Below are 14,389 nucleotides of genomic sequence, written 5' to 3'. Positions count from 1 at the left end.
AAAAAATATGGATAATTGAGAATAATTTTTATTTGGAAAGAAAAATGAAAGCTATTTACATCATTTTAGGATTTATTTCACTGGCCCTTGGCATTATTGGCGCATTTTTGCCCCTGCTGCCGACCACGCCTTTTTTATTGCTCACCGTGTTTTGCTTTGCGCAAGGCTCTGAACGTTTGCATAACTGGATCATTCAAACAGAGCTGTACAAAAAACATCTGCAATCTTTTAGCGAACAACGGGCTTTAACCTTAAAAACCAAAATCCGTATTCTTATTTTATCCACCACAATGCTGGCGATCGGCTTTTATTTCACGCCGACTATGTTTGGCAAAGCAGCGATTTTGCTTGGCTTGCTGATTCATTATTGGGTGTTCTTCTTTTGGATTAAAACCCTGAAAGAATAATGCACACGAAAGGAAAGAATAATTGGTAATCAAGGGGCGTTTTTGTATAATGCCCCTATTTTTACATCAGCCTTTAAGCCAATGTCATCATTTAAGTTTCCTACTATTTTGCCAAGTGCGGTGCTTTTTTGCGCAATTTTTTTCCTTAACCAGTTGCGATCAGCCAAAGCAGGTTGCGATCCCTAATTCCGCACCAACACAAACGCCTACCACTGAGCCTGAAGTGCGTATTCCCCACTTAGTACGTGGCGTTTATGGGGATTTAGTGATTTCTCCAGAAAAACTGCAAAACGATGAACAAGCGAATTTTTTGCGTGATACTTTAGAAGGCTTGGTAATTTACGATCCGCACGGTAACGTGATCCCAGCCGTCGCGCAGAGCTGGCAAACGAAAGATAACAAAGTTTGGACATTCACTTTGCGCGAATCGGCAAAATGGTCTAACGGCTTGCCGGTTACCGCAGAGGATTTTGTGCAAAGCTGGCAAAAACTGATTGCATCACAAAGCCAATTAAAACGTTATTTGGTCTATATGGGGCTACGTAATGCTGAGGCAATTCTCCAAGGTGAAAGCCCCCCTTCTCAATTAGGTGTAACGGCACTTTCAGCACATCAGTTAGAGATCCAACTTGAAAAGCCGACCCCCTATTTGCCAGCGATGCTTGCTCACCCCGCACTGTTACCTCAATACCTTGCTCCTCATCAAGGCTTTGTTAGCAACGGTGCTTATTATGTGAAAGATCAGCAAGGCGATGAAATTCATCTGGCGCAAAATCCTTACTATTGGCAAGCTGAGAATGTAGGATTTTCCTTGGTTGATTATAAAAAACTCACGCCAAATCAAGACCTAACGGGCATTGATATTGTTGCCAATCCCAAACAAAGCAATGTGCAAGTCACCTATTTGCCAAAACTTTGTACTTATTACTATGAATTTAATTTTAACGATCCAAGGCTAGCCAAAAGTGCGGTGCGAAAATCCTTAGTTTTTCTCGCTTCTGCACGAAATTTAGTGCGTGGAGAACAGCAGGCACGTCTTGCGAGCAATCATTTTCTGCCCCAATCAATGCAAGGCGAACCTGAAAATGCGTGGTCGCCCGTGCTAGTGGAACAGCTTTTACAGCAAAATGGTATCACCGAAAAATCCCCACTGGTGCTGCGTTTAACCTTTGATCAAGAAGGCTTTAATCACACCATTGGACAACGTTTAGTGCAAATGTGGTCGCAATCAGATCTCATTCATATTCAGGCTGATCCCGTGCCTTGGCAAACCTTGTTGGAAAAACGCGCCAAAGGGGATTTCCAAATTATTCGCTCTGGCTGGTGCGCCGATTATAACGATCCTTCTGCATTTTTGATGAGTTTTTATTCCAAAAGCCCAGACAATAAATCTGCTTATCACAATGAAAAAGTAGATGCGCTGCTAGAGCAAAGTTTGCAACCTATTGCTACGCAAAAACGCACCGCACTTTATCAACAAGTTAGCCAATTATTGCAGCAAGATAATGTAGTTTTGCCCGTTTTTCAGTACACAATCCCAATTTATCTTAGCCCCAACTTACAAGGCATTGATAAACAAAATTCGAGCAATGTGATTTATAGTAAGGATTTGAGATAAATAGCCCCAATAATTTTTATGAGGTTTTAAAATTATTTTGAAAAAATAATTTGTCTAATTTCACTAATTTGTGACGCATTTAAACCATCCCCCCTAAAAAAGCTCTTGAGCCAATTTGTTTGTGTTTCTAACTTATTAGGGTGATGCCTTTTTTCGAAGCTATTTAATTTTGCTTTGGCACGATCAACATAGCTTTTTAATTTTGTTGATTGAGCAGGAGAGAAATCCACCATTTTTATTAGGGCTTTAACATCTTTTTCTGCCAGATTTTCTGCTTTTAATAAAGAATTTACCCAATTAAATTGACTTTGAGGTTTGCTTGGTAAACTTCTCGGAGAGATTTTGTTTATTCTATCAATTTGCTCCTGTATTTTTGAGGCAAATATAGTCATATTTTTAGTTTGACTATTATCTATTGAATGATGATTGGCTTGGGGAATATGATCTATGCTATCTAATCGCTCAGCTTGTTTTATCCGCTCTTTTGTAAGATAGTAATGAATAATAGAATCAAAGCCCTTATCTTTGGAAATAATATAAAGAACATCAAATTGAAATTCTGTGGTAATACGCGCCATTTCATCAACAATAATAAAATCTAACGCATTTTTTCCAGCTTTTGGGCATTCAATAATACGGCAATTTTGTCCGAACATCATCAAAGATTTAATCAGCATAACAGGCAATAATTTTTGGTTTTCACCAATACAAAGCACAATAAAATGATCATTCGGTGATAAATAGTCTAATGTTTTAGGTTGGACATTTTCATAGTCAATAAAGATTAGTTTCATTGCATTACCTTATAAAACCTAAGAATATTTTTAATTTGCAGGCATAGCCTCTTCCACTGGAGCGGGCTGAGCACCTAAAGTTGAGGGTTTTAACACATCCCATAGGCTTTGTCGTTTCGGTTCTGGTGCGGCTTCTCTTGATGCGGAGCAGAAAGATTGGTTACGCTCTGCCCACACTGGGATTTGCCTTGCGCTGCTGCAATCCCAACCGCCATAGCTATTAATGCCGACCCATTTAATGCCTGCTGGGGTTGATGGGCGTAAGGTTTTCGCTTGCGTGCGTTGCAGATAGTTTTTATACACCTGCAATGCGCCTGTTGCGCCTGTTAAACGGGTTTCGCCGTTATCATCACGCCCAAGCCAAACGGTGGCGACATTTTCACCGTCAATCCCCACAAACCAAGTATCACGCGCAGAGTTTGTCGTCCCAGTTTTACCCGCTAGACGTAAATGGGCAAATTGATTTTGCAAACTGCGTGCCGTGCCGCGTTCTACCGTTTGCTGCATTGCAAAAAGGGTTTCATAAGCGGCTTGTGCTGGCACAACTTGTTCTGGTTGCATTGGGCGCTGATAAATAAGTTCCCCTTGCTGATTAGTAATGCTATCAATGGTAGCAAGAGGAATATTTGCCCCTTGGTTTGCAATGGTTTGGAACAATTTCGTTACTTCATAAGGAGAGATCGAGTAAGATCCTAGCAACATTGCTGGCACTTTTGGAATTTTCACTTTATCCCAGCCCATCGCTTTTTGGGTTTCAATCACTTTGCTTAAGCCTACTTTCATTCCAATATTCACCGTTGGAATGTTTAATGAGCGAGCAAGTGCGTCCATTAACATCACCGAGCCACTATAACGGCGATCATAGTTACGTGGTTGCCAAGGAGGGCTGCCTTTAGTGCGAATGGTAATCGGCTGATTTTGAATTGGTGTGTTTAAACGAAATTCGCTCGGTTCAGTAAGTGCGGTCAAATAAATTGAAGGTTTTACTAATGATCCAATTTGTCGTCTAGCATTTAATGCGCGGTTAAAGCCCGCATAGTTGGTTTGCAGGCCACCCACAATGGCTTTGATTTCACCATTGCGATAATCTGCCACGATCATTGCTGATTCTAAATAAGGATTTTTATATTTTAACTGTAATTCAGAAACCGCATTAATCACCGCTTGTTCTGCATAGTGCTGCTGTTTAATATCCAAAGTAGAAAAAATACGTGTGCCAGATAAACTGCTCGCCCGATTTTCACCTAATTGTTGGCGAAGTTCTGCCTGTAAAGTTTGAATAAAAGCAGGATATTTACGGTTAATTTGCCCACGCTTTTGCACGCCAAGAGGACGTTTACTTAACATATCGTAAAGTTCTTGCCCAATCACTTTGTGTTCAAGCAATAAACGCAACACCACATTACGGCGTTCAAGGGCGTTTTCAGGATTACGCCAAGGATTATACAGCGAAGGGCCTTTTACCATTCCCACCAATAAGGCGATTTGATCCAAATTGATCTCACGAATTGAGCGACCAAAATAAAAATGGCTCGCTAATTCAAAACCGTGAATTTGCGTGTTGCCGTTTTGCCCGAGATAAATTTCGTTGAGATAGGTTTCTAAAATGCGGTTTTTATCATAACGCCAATCTAAAATCAGCGCCATTAAGGCTTCGTTGATTTTTCTTGTAAAGGTGCGCTCGTTAGAAAGGAAAAGATTTTTAACCAACTGCTGCGTTAAAGTACTTCCGCCCTGCACACGATGGCCAGCTTGAAAGTTTGCCACCATTGCCCTTGCAATGCCTAAAGGGCTTATGCCTTCGTGTTCGTAAAAACGGCGATCTTCGGTTAAAAGTAAGGTATCAATCAATAATCTTGGGTAATTTTGCAAAGAAAGGGTTAAGCGCTCTTCTTTTTCTGATTGCAACATTGCGATTAATTTCGGCGCAAGCGGAAACGCATCAATGGCTTTCACGTTCACCAAATCTTCGATTACCGCTAATTTATTGTCTTTAAAACGTAAGCGAAAAACACGCTGTGCTTCAGGTTGAACAGGAAATGGAAAAGCGCCACGCAACAAAACAATTGTGTTGTCTTCAATTTTGAAATCCCCTGGTGCAGCCACCATTGTGGTTTGGCGATAATCATTTTCGAGCAGGCGTTGCTTCACTTGTTCAAGGCTAAGCTCATCACTTAAACGAATGGATTCAATACGGCTATACACTTCCGCTGGCAGCTGCCAGATTTGGCCATCCATTTTGGAACGAATTTGTCCGTCTAAATAAATGCCGTAAAAAATGATGTAACACACCACGACAAACGCAACTTTTAGCAAAAAATTACGCAAACGCTTTCTTCGAGAGGGCTTGCTCGTTTTATTTGTTTCTGGCGTTGAGTTGCTTTCTGACATTGCTCTGTTATACCTAGTTATCTGCCCCGAACCTTAGCGGTTAAAGGATAAATAAGATTGTAAAAATTGCTCAAAATCTTCCAAACCACAAAACGCTAAACTTTCTTCATCATAATAATGGAAATCTTGCTCAAGTTCTTGCTGTTCATCAATAGAAAGATTATTCGCGCGCACCATCACTTCATCTGCACTAATAAATACACTGTATTCTGCGCCGAGCAATTTGAAATCCTGCATTGGCGCTTGGCGTGCTTGATTGATAAGAGAAAGTGCGGTAGAAATTAACTGAAAATTTGACCGCACTTCTGTATTAAGCCAATTTGCCACGGCTTCGTGTCCCATTGAACATTTGGCTGAAATCTGTCCGCCTTGGGCAAAAAATTGATAATCCATTTTGCGAATTGGGTTAAATGCTGAAAGATGAACCGCAACCGCAAGTGGTTGTGGCGTTAGGGTTATTTACCACAAAACGCGAGCCTTCCAGCCCTTCGGTGTAATCCACCGTGCCACCAATTAAATACTGCAAACTCATTGGGTCAATCACTAACTGCACGCCGGAATTTTCAATGGTGAGATCGCCATCGTTTACTTTTTCATCAAAGGTAAAGCCATATTGGAAACCGCTACAACCACCACCTGTGATATAAACGCGTAATTTAAGCTCGCTATTTTCTTCTTCGCTGATCAAGGCTTTTACTTTATTAGCAGCCGCATCGGTAAAGGTTAAAGGGATTGCCATATCTGTCATCATTTATCTCGCTTCTATCCTTGTAAATTGTAAGTTGGGTATTATCTAATAACCAAGTAAACCATTCAAGAATTTATCAAGGATTTTTCCACGTAAAGGTGGTAAAATATCGCACAAAATTTTTGTCAAGGAGAAGTTATGGCAATTCCAATTAGAACAGAACAAGAAATCGAAAAACTGCGGGAGGCCTGCAAATTGGCTTCAGACGTGTTAGTAATGATTGAACCCTATGTGAAAGCAGGCGTTACTACAGGGGAATTAGATCGCATTTGCCACGAGTATATGGTGGAACAACAAAAAGTGATCCCCGCTTGCTTAGGCTATCACGGCTTCCCAAAAGCCACTTGTATTTCCATTAACGAAGTGGTGTGCCACGGCATTCCAAGTGAAGGAAAACAGCTAAAAAACGGTGATATTGTGAACATTGATGTTACCGTGATCAAAGATGGCTACTACGGCGATAATTCCAAAATGTTTATCGTTGGCGAACCAAGTATTCGCAGCAAAAAATTAGTGGACGCCACCCAAGAAGCCCTATACATCGGTTTACGCACGGTCAAACCGGGGATTCGCTTAAGAGAAATCGGCAAAGCAATCCAAAAATATGCAGAATCGCAAGGTTTTAGCGTGGTGCGTGAATATTGCGGACACGGCATCGGCACAGAATTTCACAACGATCCACAAGTGCTACATTATGACGGTGATGACGGCGGTGTGATCCTGAAAGAAGGAATGGTGTTCACCATTGAACCGATGATCAACGCGGGCAAACGTGAAGTACGCCTAATGGGCGATGGTTGGACGGTAAAAACCAAAGATCGCAGCCATTCCGCACAATTTGAGCATCAAATTGTGGTTACCGCCGATGGCTGTGAAGTCATGACTATCCGCGAGGAAGAAGAAAAAGCTGGACGCATTCAGCGTTTTATGGTGAATGTGTAATTTCCCCTACAATGTTATTGAATTATTAATGCAATGTAGGGACAGACCTGTGTGTCTGTCCGAATAAAATGTTCTGAACAGCAAGCAACAAAATAGAATGGGCGAACACACAGGTTCGCTGATAAATCTCCCCTAACCCCTCTTTGTCAAAGAGGGGAATTTCTGAGCGGAGATAACTCAAAGTGCGGTAAAAAATTATCAAATTTTCCACCGCACTTTATCTATAACAAACCTGAATAGCCCCAAAGGAACAAGTCCAAATGTTTACCTACTCGCCTACAATCCCACTCAGTATTCAATCCGTCAAACAACAAAAAGATCAGCTAAAAAACCTCGAGCTTGCTGAGTTCCAGCAATCTTCCGTCTATCAATTACTGGAAAATCGTACAAAATTTTATGACGATTTATTGCGACGCCTTTGGGCGCATTTTCAACTGGATCAACAGCAGGATCTTAGCCTGATTGCGGTGGGTGGTTATGGGCGTGGGGAAATGTTTCCCTTGTCTGACTTGGATTTTTTGATTTTGACGAAATCGCAGCCTAGCGAAGACATTCAACAACAAATCCGTGAGTTTGTGCAATTTTTATGGGATTGTGGTTTTGAAGTGGGACATTCCGTTCGCACCTTGGCAGAATGCGAACAAGCTGGGCGAGAAGAGATCTCTATCGCCACCAATTTGCTTGAAAGCCGTTATTTATGCGGTAATGAAAAATTATTTGAAAAACTCACCGCACTTTTAATCCAACCTGATTTTTGGCGTTTGGCGGATTTTTATCAAGCCAAAATCGCCGAAAAAAATGCGCGCTATCAACGCTACCACAATACCAGTTATAACCTTGAACCTGACATAAAATACAGTCCCGGCGGTTTGCGCGATCTGCATTTGTTGTATTGGCTTGCCTTGCGCCACACGGGGGCAAAAAATTTGCAAGATATTTTGCAAACTGGCTTTATTTACCCAGAGGAATATGATTTATTGCAAGAAAAACAGCAATTTCTGTTTAAAGTGCGGTTCGCTTTACATTTAATTTTAAAGCGTTACGACAACCGATTACTCTTTGATCGCCAAGTGAAAGTGAGCGAATTGCTCGGCTATCAAGGGGAGGGCAATCAAGCAGTGGAAAAAATGATGAAAGCCTTTTTCCAAGCCTTACAAACCATTGCCACGCTCACTCACATTTTAACCAAGCATTATCGTGAACATTTTATCGATAAGCCAAGCCAGCAAACTTGTTTTCCGCTGGATCGCCATTTTTACCTTGCCAATAACGCTATTTGCTTAACGCAGAAAGACTGTTTTCAGCAACAGCCTGACAGTATGCTCGATTTGTTTTTCTATCTTACGCAATATCCAACGGCGGAAATTCATTCCAGCACGTTACGCCAATTAATTCGCACGATCGAAACATTTCACGGCTATTTAAGCGAAAATGTGCAAGGTAGAGCAAAATTTTTACGCTTATTTGAACAGCCTCATTGCGTACAACGGGCTTTTTTGCCAATGCACCAATACGGCGTGTTACGCATCTATTTACCGCAGTGGCAGCACATTGAGGGGCTGATGCAATTTGATTTATTCCATAGCTATACTGTTGATGAACATAGCCTGCGTGTAATGCAAAAATTAGAAAGTTTTACTCAGCCAGAAAGTCAAACCGCGCACCCGATTTGTTATGCCATTTTTGCCCGATTATCACAGCGCACTTTGCTTTATCTCGCTGGATTATTCCACGATATTGCCAAAGGTCGTGGTGGTGATCACGCTGAACTTGGCGCGCAAGATATGGCGGATTTTGCTCGGCTACACGGCTTTTCGAGCCAAGAGAGTGAATTAATGCAATGGCTTGTGGCGCAGCATTTATTGATGTCCGTTACGGCACAACGGCGCGATATTGACGATCCCAATATCGTCCTTGCCTTTGCCGAAGAAGTGAAAACCCAACAACGCCTTGATTTGCTTACTTGTTTAACCGTGGCAGATATTTGTGCCACCAACGAAACCCTTTGGAATAGCTGGAAACGCTCTTTATTAACAAGGCTTTATCAATCCACCACGGCGCAATTTAATTTAGGAATGGCTAGCTTGTTAGATAATCAAGATAAAATTGCACAGCATAAAAATCAGGCTTTGGCTTTATTACAAAAAAACCAGCCCGATCTTGCGCAAGACGCCATTGAACAATTATGGCAGACTTTCCCACCAGATTGTTTTTTACGCAATAATCCACAGCAAATTTGCTGGCACACTAGACTAATCGCAGAAAGCCGCAAGCAAAGTGCGGAGCAAAATGTGGTAAAAATTAGTAATCGTTTTTCCTCAGGTGGCACGGAAGTGTTTATTCATTGTGAAGATCAAGCCAACTTGTTCCATAAAGTGGTGAGTACCATTGGTGCGAAATGTTTCAGCATTCACGATGCGCAAATTCTCACGGCGGAAGACGGCAAGGTGTTCGATAGTTTTATTGTAACCGAATTAGATGGCTCCCTTGCCAAATTTGATCGCCGCCGTGAGCTAGAACACGCTCTGCAAAAAGCCTTGAGCACAAACAAAATCGCCAAAGTCAGCACGATGAAAAATCATCAACTTAAGCCATTTCGGGTAAAAACCGAAGTGCGATTCTTGCATTTGGCCAAAACCACGCACACAGAAATGGAGCTATTCGCCTTGGATAAAGCTGGGCTTTTGGCAGAAATCAGCCAAATTTTCACCGCACTTCAGCTTAACATTCAAAATGCCAAAATCACCACCATTGGCGAAAAAGCGGAAGATTTCTTTATTTTAACTAATCGTGAAGGCAAGGCGCTGTCGGAACAAGAAAGGGAAGTGTTAGAACAGCAGATTTTAGCATCTATATAATAAAACACCGCTTTTTGAAAGAGCGGTGCTTTTTTGCTGATTTTTTCGCTTGTTATTTACGCAAATTTTCTAAAGCTACGGCGGTGATGATGATTGCGCCGCCGAGTAGCATTGTGAGTGTTGGGACTTCATTGAGCCACAGCCAAGCGATTAAAATGGCGTAAACGGGTTCAAGGGAAATAATCATTGCGGCGGTTCTAGCGCTGAGTACATCAAGGCTGGAAACAAACAGGGTGTACGCAAGGCTGGTACAGAGCAAGCCAATGCAGGCGATCCAAAACCAATCTTGCAATGATACGCTCGGTAATTCGTTGGCATAGAACGGTAAAAGCACGATAACGCCCACCAAATATTGCCACCAGCTCGCTTGACTGCCTGAAAGTATGCCGCGATTTTTGCGATTTAGCACCGCAAGCAAGCCGTAAATGGCGCCGGAAAAAATGCCCCATAACAGGCCTTGTGTGGATTGGTTGCCAAATTCAAAAGCGGGCGTAACAAGGATTAAACCGAGCGTAATGGCGAGTAATAAGAAAAACTCGCGCAATTTCAACCGCACTTTGAAAATCAGCATTTCAAACAAGCACACAAAGGCAGGGAAACTGGCAAAGCCCAGCGTTCCCACTGCCACACCGCCTACTTTCACCGCAATATAAAAGGTAACCCAATGGGCGGTAAGCAAACTCCCCAACACAAATTGTAACAAAATGCCTTGTGTGGAAAGTTTGGTTAAGGGCGTTTTCTTATACAGGAAGAACAGGGAAAGCGCTACCAGTGCGATAAAAACGCGCCCTAGTACCAACACGCCTGCACTGCTTTCAATAAGCACACCTAGCACGCCAGTTAAACCAAATAACACCGCGGTGCTATGCACTTTGAGCAAAGCCAGCTGATATTGCTTGTTTGCGTTTTCCATTTTTCCCCTTATGCGTCTTGCTATTTTTCGTTACGCCGTTTTCATTTCAGCGAAAGCCTTATCGGCGGCTTGTAAGGTGCGTTCAATATCTTCATCGCTATGCGCTAAAGACATAAATCCCGCCTCATAAGCAGATGGCGCAAGATACACACCTTGTTCAAGCATTTTATGGAAAAACTGTTTGAATTTTTCCGCATCACATTTCATCACTTGCTGATAAGTGCTGACTTCAGGCTGATCGGTGAAGAAAATACCAAACATTCCACCCACATAATTCACCACAAATGGAATGCCGTGTTTGTCAGCAAGCGCTTTTAAGCCAAGGGCTAATTTTTCTGTTTGCTCAGCCAGACGCTGTTCATTGCCAGCTTTTTTCAGCTCGGTTAAACAAGCCAGCCCTGCCGCCATTGCGATTGGATTGCCTGAAAGCGTTCCTGCCTGATAAACAGGGCCAGTTGGCGCGATATATTGCATAATTTCTTTTTACCGCCAAATGCGCCCACTGGCATTCCGCCACCGATCACTTTACCAAGGGTGGTTAAATCAGGGGTTACGCCATAATATTGCTGCGCACCGCCTAATGCCACGCGAAAGCCTGTCATCACTTCGTCAATAATTAACAATGCGCCATATTGATCACAAAGTTCACGCAGTTGTTGTAAAAAGCCGGCTTTTGGTGGAATACAATTCATATTGCCTGCCACTGGCTCAATGATCACACAAGCAATGTCATCAGGATATTGCCCAAAGGCTTGCTTAACAGAATCAATATTGTTGTATTCGCAAGTTAAGGTGTGTTTAGCAAAATCTGCTGGCACACCGGGGGAGCTTGGTTGACCAAGGGTTAGCGCGCCAGATCCTGCTTTTACCAGTAAACTATCAGAATGGCCGTGATAGCAGCCTTCAAACTTGATGATTTTATCTCGTTTGGTATAACCACGCGCCAAACGAATGGCAGACATTGTGGCTTCTGTGCCTGAACTGACCATTCGCACCATTTCGATCGAAGGCACAAGCTGGCAAACCAACTCTGCCAAGTCAATTTCTAACGGCGTAGGCGCACCAAAGCTCAAGCCTTTTTCTGCGGTTTTTAACACCGCACCTAAAATGGCTGGATGATTGTGGCCTAAGATCATCGGCCCCCAAGATCCCACATAATCAATGTACTGCTTGCCGTCTGCATCAAAAATATAAGCGCCCTCAGCACGATCAATAAATACTGGCGTGCCGCCAACCCCATTAAACGCGCGAACAGGGGAATTCACCCCACCGGGGATCACTTTCTGCGCTTGGGAAAAGAAATTTTCTGAATGGTTCATCGTTTGTCCTTTATCTTGTTTAAGAGAGAAATTGAGTTATTGTACTGTAAAACTAAGTAAATTTATAAAAATATTTATGTACGCTTTTGCCTTTATGGTATGCTTTCGCCACTTATTTTTTACTGAAATTATTTATTATGTTGTTGAGTTTTCTGCTCACATTTCTCGGCGCACTGCTCTCTTTATTTGCAATGCGTCCGATTGCGCAAAAAATCGGTTTAGTGGATAAACCAAATTACCGCAAACGCCACAAAGGGGCAATCCCCCTGATTGGGGGCATTTCGCTATTTATCGGTAACTGCGTGTTCTATTTTTTAGAATGGGATCAAATGCGGCTGCCTGCACTCTATCTTTTCAGCATTTTTGTGCTGTTAGCCATTGGTATTTTAGACGATCGCTTTGACATCAGCCCCTTTATTCGCGCAGGAATCCAAGCTTTTCTCGCCATTTTAATGATCGATATGGGTAATATTTATCTCGATCATCTTGGACAAATTTTAGGCCCGTTCCAATTAACGCTCGGCTCAATCGGCTTGATGATCACGGTGTTCGCCACCATCGCTGTGATCAACGCGTTCAATATGATAGATGGCATAGACGGCTTACTCGGTGGCTTATCCAGCGTGGCTTTTGGTGCGATTGGCATCTTGCTAGTAATGGATAACCAAATGGATCTCGCCTATTGGAGTTTCGCCTTAATCATCGCTATTTTGCCTTATTTAATGCTCAATCTTGGTATTCCTTTTGGCACAAGATTTAAAGTGTTTATGGGCGATGCAGGCAGCACGCTGATCGGCTTTACCATTATTTGGATTTTGCTACTTAGCACGCAAGGCAAAGGTCACCCAATGAACCCAATCACCGCACTATGGATTATCGCCATTCCCGTGATTGATATGATCGCCATTATTTACCGCCGCTTACGCAAAGGCAAAAGCCCATTCCGCCCAGACAGGCTGCATATTCACCATTTAATGGTGCGCGCAGGGCTAAATTCACGCCAAGCCTTTTTATTAATCACCTTTATTGCCGCACTATGCGCAGGTTTTGGTATTTTAGGCGAAGTTTATTACATCAATGAATGGATAATGTTTGTCGGCTTTATTCTGTTATTTTTCATTTATGTTTTTTCTATCGCTAGAGCGTGGCGCATCACCCGCTGGGTAAGAAGAATAAAACGCCGCCATCGCCGTTTAGCACAACAATAGGAGAAAAGAATGCAATCACAAAATGCAGCAAAGAAATCTTTTATTATTATTATTTTAGTGACGATCATTTTTGCTTTAGCTGGGTATGGTGCAAGTTTCTTGCAAAAGCCGCAATGGAAAGCAGAAGCAAAGATCTATCAACCAACCACAAATCAATTAGGCAACTATTATGCCTTGGCGTCAATGTATCAATTTATCCAAGGCAAAAACGAACCTGAAACATTGTTAGTGAATAAAGTGTATGATGAATTTAAACGTCAGCTTTCTGCTTACGATAATATTCGTCAATTTTGGCTAGAAAGCTCTTACTATAAACAAAGAGAAACAGGGAATGTACAAAATGATGAGGCATTGCTTGAGCAGTTAGTAAAAACAGTAAAATTTTCCACCGCACTTAAAGGACAGGCTGAAACGCTTTCCATACAGTTAGACAATCCTAAGCAAGCCTTGGAAATGCTCAATGCATTTATAGCACAAAGCAATCTTGCTGCAAGAGAGGTAATTTATAATGAATTGATAGGGCAGTGGAAAAATTTATTTAATCAGGTAAATAGTGCTGCCCAATTAAAGTTAGGGGCAACCTTGCAGGGTAACGCACTTGGTACACAAGATTGGCAAGGAAAATTGAATATGATGAAATCAGTTAATCCCCTTGATAATAATCTGAGTGCTTACCGTTACCTTAAATCCCCAACCCAGCCACTCAACCCTGAACGTTCTGTGTTATATTGGGTGTTGTGTGCGGGAGGATTGGGGTTAGTTGTTGGAATGTTCCTAGCAAATACATTTACAAGAAAGACTAAAAAAGAAAGCGTGGAAGAATAGAAGAGCGGTTGGATTTTTAAGAGTTTTATAAAAGATAGACAAGTATTTTATGTTTTATAAACAAATTGAACAAAAAACTATCTTGCGATAAAAAAAATAAAAAAAATACTAGACAAGCTATTTGGAAACTCTTAATATACGCCCCGCAACGACGCAGTGAGATATAAAACGCGTTCGTAGCTCAGTTGGATAGAGCGTTGGCCTCCGGAGCCAAAGGTCGCAAGTTCGAATCTTGTCGAGCGCGCCAGAGTCAATGCAATACAACAATGGTGGCTATAGCTCAGTTGGTAGAGCCCCGGATTGTGATTCCGGTTGTCGTGGGTTCAAGTCCCATTAGCCACCCCAATTTCTGTCGGCGAGTAGCGC

11 protein-coding genes, 2 tRNA genes and 1 pseudogene are annotated in these 14,389 nt (G+C 42.2%); 8 read left to right on the top strand and 6 right to left on the bottom strand.

Features of this window, described 5'->3' with window-relative positions; genetic code table 11:
• Positions 1-44: 44 nt before the first annotated feature.
• Together C3Z13_RS08265 and C3Z13_RS08260 are read left to right on the top strand one after the other, a co-directional pair.
• Positions 45-407, top strand: a complete 363-nt coding sequence (locus tag C3Z13_RS08265; protein ID WP_103855603.1) for a YbaN family protein — start codon at positions 45-47, stop codon at positions 405-407.
• Positions 408-456: 49 nt separating this feature from the next.
• Positions 457-2,025: a peptide ABC transporter substrate-binding protein gene (locus tag C3Z13_RS08260; RefSeq protein WP_245872597.1), complete on the top strand. Its 1,569-nt coding sequence runs from the start codon at positions 457-459 to the stop codon at positions 2,023-2,025.
• Positions 2,026-2,057: 32 nt separating this feature from the next.
• Here C3Z13_RS08260 and C3Z13_RS08255 read toward each other — a convergent pair whose 3' ends face one another.
• The 4 genes from C3Z13_RS08255 to erpA are packed head-to-tail and all read right to left on the bottom strand — an operon-like array spanning position 2,058 to position 5,958.
• The gene (locus tag C3Z13_RS08255; RefSeq protein ID WP_103855602.1) at positions 2,058-2,819 is read right to left on the bottom strand and encodes a PIN domain-containing protein; all 762 of its coding nucleotides are present in this window, start codon (positions 2,817-2,819) and stop codon (positions 2,058-2,060) included.
• 30 nt (positions 2,820-2,849) lie between these two features.
• Positions 2,850-5,210: a penicillin-binding protein 1B gene (gene mrcB, locus C3Z13_RS08250; protein ID WP_103855601.1), complete on the bottom strand. Its 2,361-nt coding sequence runs from the start codon at positions 5,208-5,210 to the stop codon at positions 2,850-2,852.
• A gap of 33 nt (positions 5,211-5,243) precedes the next feature.
• Entirely contained in the window at positions 5,244-5,603 is a 360-nt protein-coding gene (locus tag C3Z13_RS08245) for a YacL family protein (protein WP_103855600.1), read from the bottom strand.
• A gap of 13 nt (positions 5,604-5,616) precedes the next feature.
• On the bottom strand, positions 5,617-5,958 hold the full coding sequence (erpA, locus tag C3Z13_RS08240) for an iron-sulfur cluster insertion protein ErpA (RefSeq protein WP_103855605.1): 342 nt from the start codon (positions 5,956-5,958) through the stop codon (positions 5,617-5,619).
• Positions 5,959-6,096: 138 nt separating this feature from the next.
• Between erpA and map the strand changes: the two genes are divergently transcribed.
• Both map and glnD read left to right on the top strand, forming a co-directional pair.
• Positions 6,097-6,900: a type I methionyl aminopeptidase gene (gene map / locus C3Z13_RS08235; RefSeq protein ID WP_103855599.1), complete on the top strand. Its 804-nt coding sequence runs from the start codon at positions 6,097-6,099 to the stop codon at positions 6,898-6,900.
• A gap of 260 nt (positions 6,901-7,160) precedes the next feature.
• The gene (gene glnD / locus C3Z13_RS08230) at positions 7,161-9,758 is read left to right on the top strand and encodes a bifunctional uridylyltransferase/uridylyl-removing protein GlnD (RefSeq protein WP_103855598.1); all 2,598 of its coding nucleotides are present in this window, start codon (positions 7,161-7,163) and stop codon (positions 9,756-9,758) included.
• Positions 9,759-9,810: 52 nt separating this feature from the next.
• Here glnD and C3Z13_RS08225 read toward each other — a convergent pair whose 3' ends face one another.
• Both C3Z13_RS08225 and hemL read right to left on the bottom strand, forming a co-directional pair.
• Entirely contained in the window at positions 9,811-10,671 is an 861-nt protein-coding gene (locus C3Z13_RS08225) for a DMT family transporter (protein WP_103855597.1), read from the bottom strand.
• 30 nt (positions 10,672-10,701) lie between these two features.
• A pseudogene (gene hemL, locus C3Z13_RS08220) lies at positions 10,702-11,990 on the bottom strand (glutamate-1-semialdehyde 2,1-aminomutase).
• A gap of 137 nt (positions 11,991-12,127) precedes the next feature.
• Here hemL and wecA point away from each other — a divergent pair.
• The 4 genes from wecA (at position 12,128) to C3Z13_RS08200 (ending at position 14,368) form a co-directional block, all read left to right on the top strand.
• Entirely contained in the window at positions 12,128-13,198 is a 1,071-nt protein-coding gene (gene wecA, locus C3Z13_RS08215; RefSeq protein WP_181022040.1) for a UDP-N-acetylglucosamine--undecaprenyl-phosphate N-acetylglucosaminephosphotransferase, read from the top strand.
• A gap of 9 nt (positions 13,199-13,207) precedes the next feature.
• Positions 13,208-14,023 carry a Wzz/FepE/Etk N-terminal domain-containing protein gene (locus C3Z13_RS08210; RefSeq protein WP_103855596.1) on the top strand — a complete coding sequence of 272 codons (816 nt, stop codon included), beginning with the start codon at positions 13,208-13,210 and terminating at the stop codon, positions 14,021-14,023.
• A 170-nt stretch (positions 14,024-14,193) separates the two neighbouring features.
• Positions 14,194-14,270 (top strand) — tRNA-Arg (locus C3Z13_RS08205).
• Between the two features lie 22 nt (positions 14,271-14,292).
• A tRNA-His gene (locus tag C3Z13_RS08200) sits at positions 14,293-14,368 on the top strand.
• The last annotated feature ends 21 nt before the right edge of the window (positions 14,369-14,389 follow it).

The organism is Avibacterium endocarditidis (genome assembly GCF_002921145.1).
GTDB lineage: Bacteria > Pseudomonadota > Gammaproteobacteria > Enterobacterales > Pasteurellaceae > Avibacterium > Avibacterium endocarditidis.
Note: the sequence above shows the minus strand (reverse complement) of the source record. Positions and strands in the feature narration are given on the sequence as shown.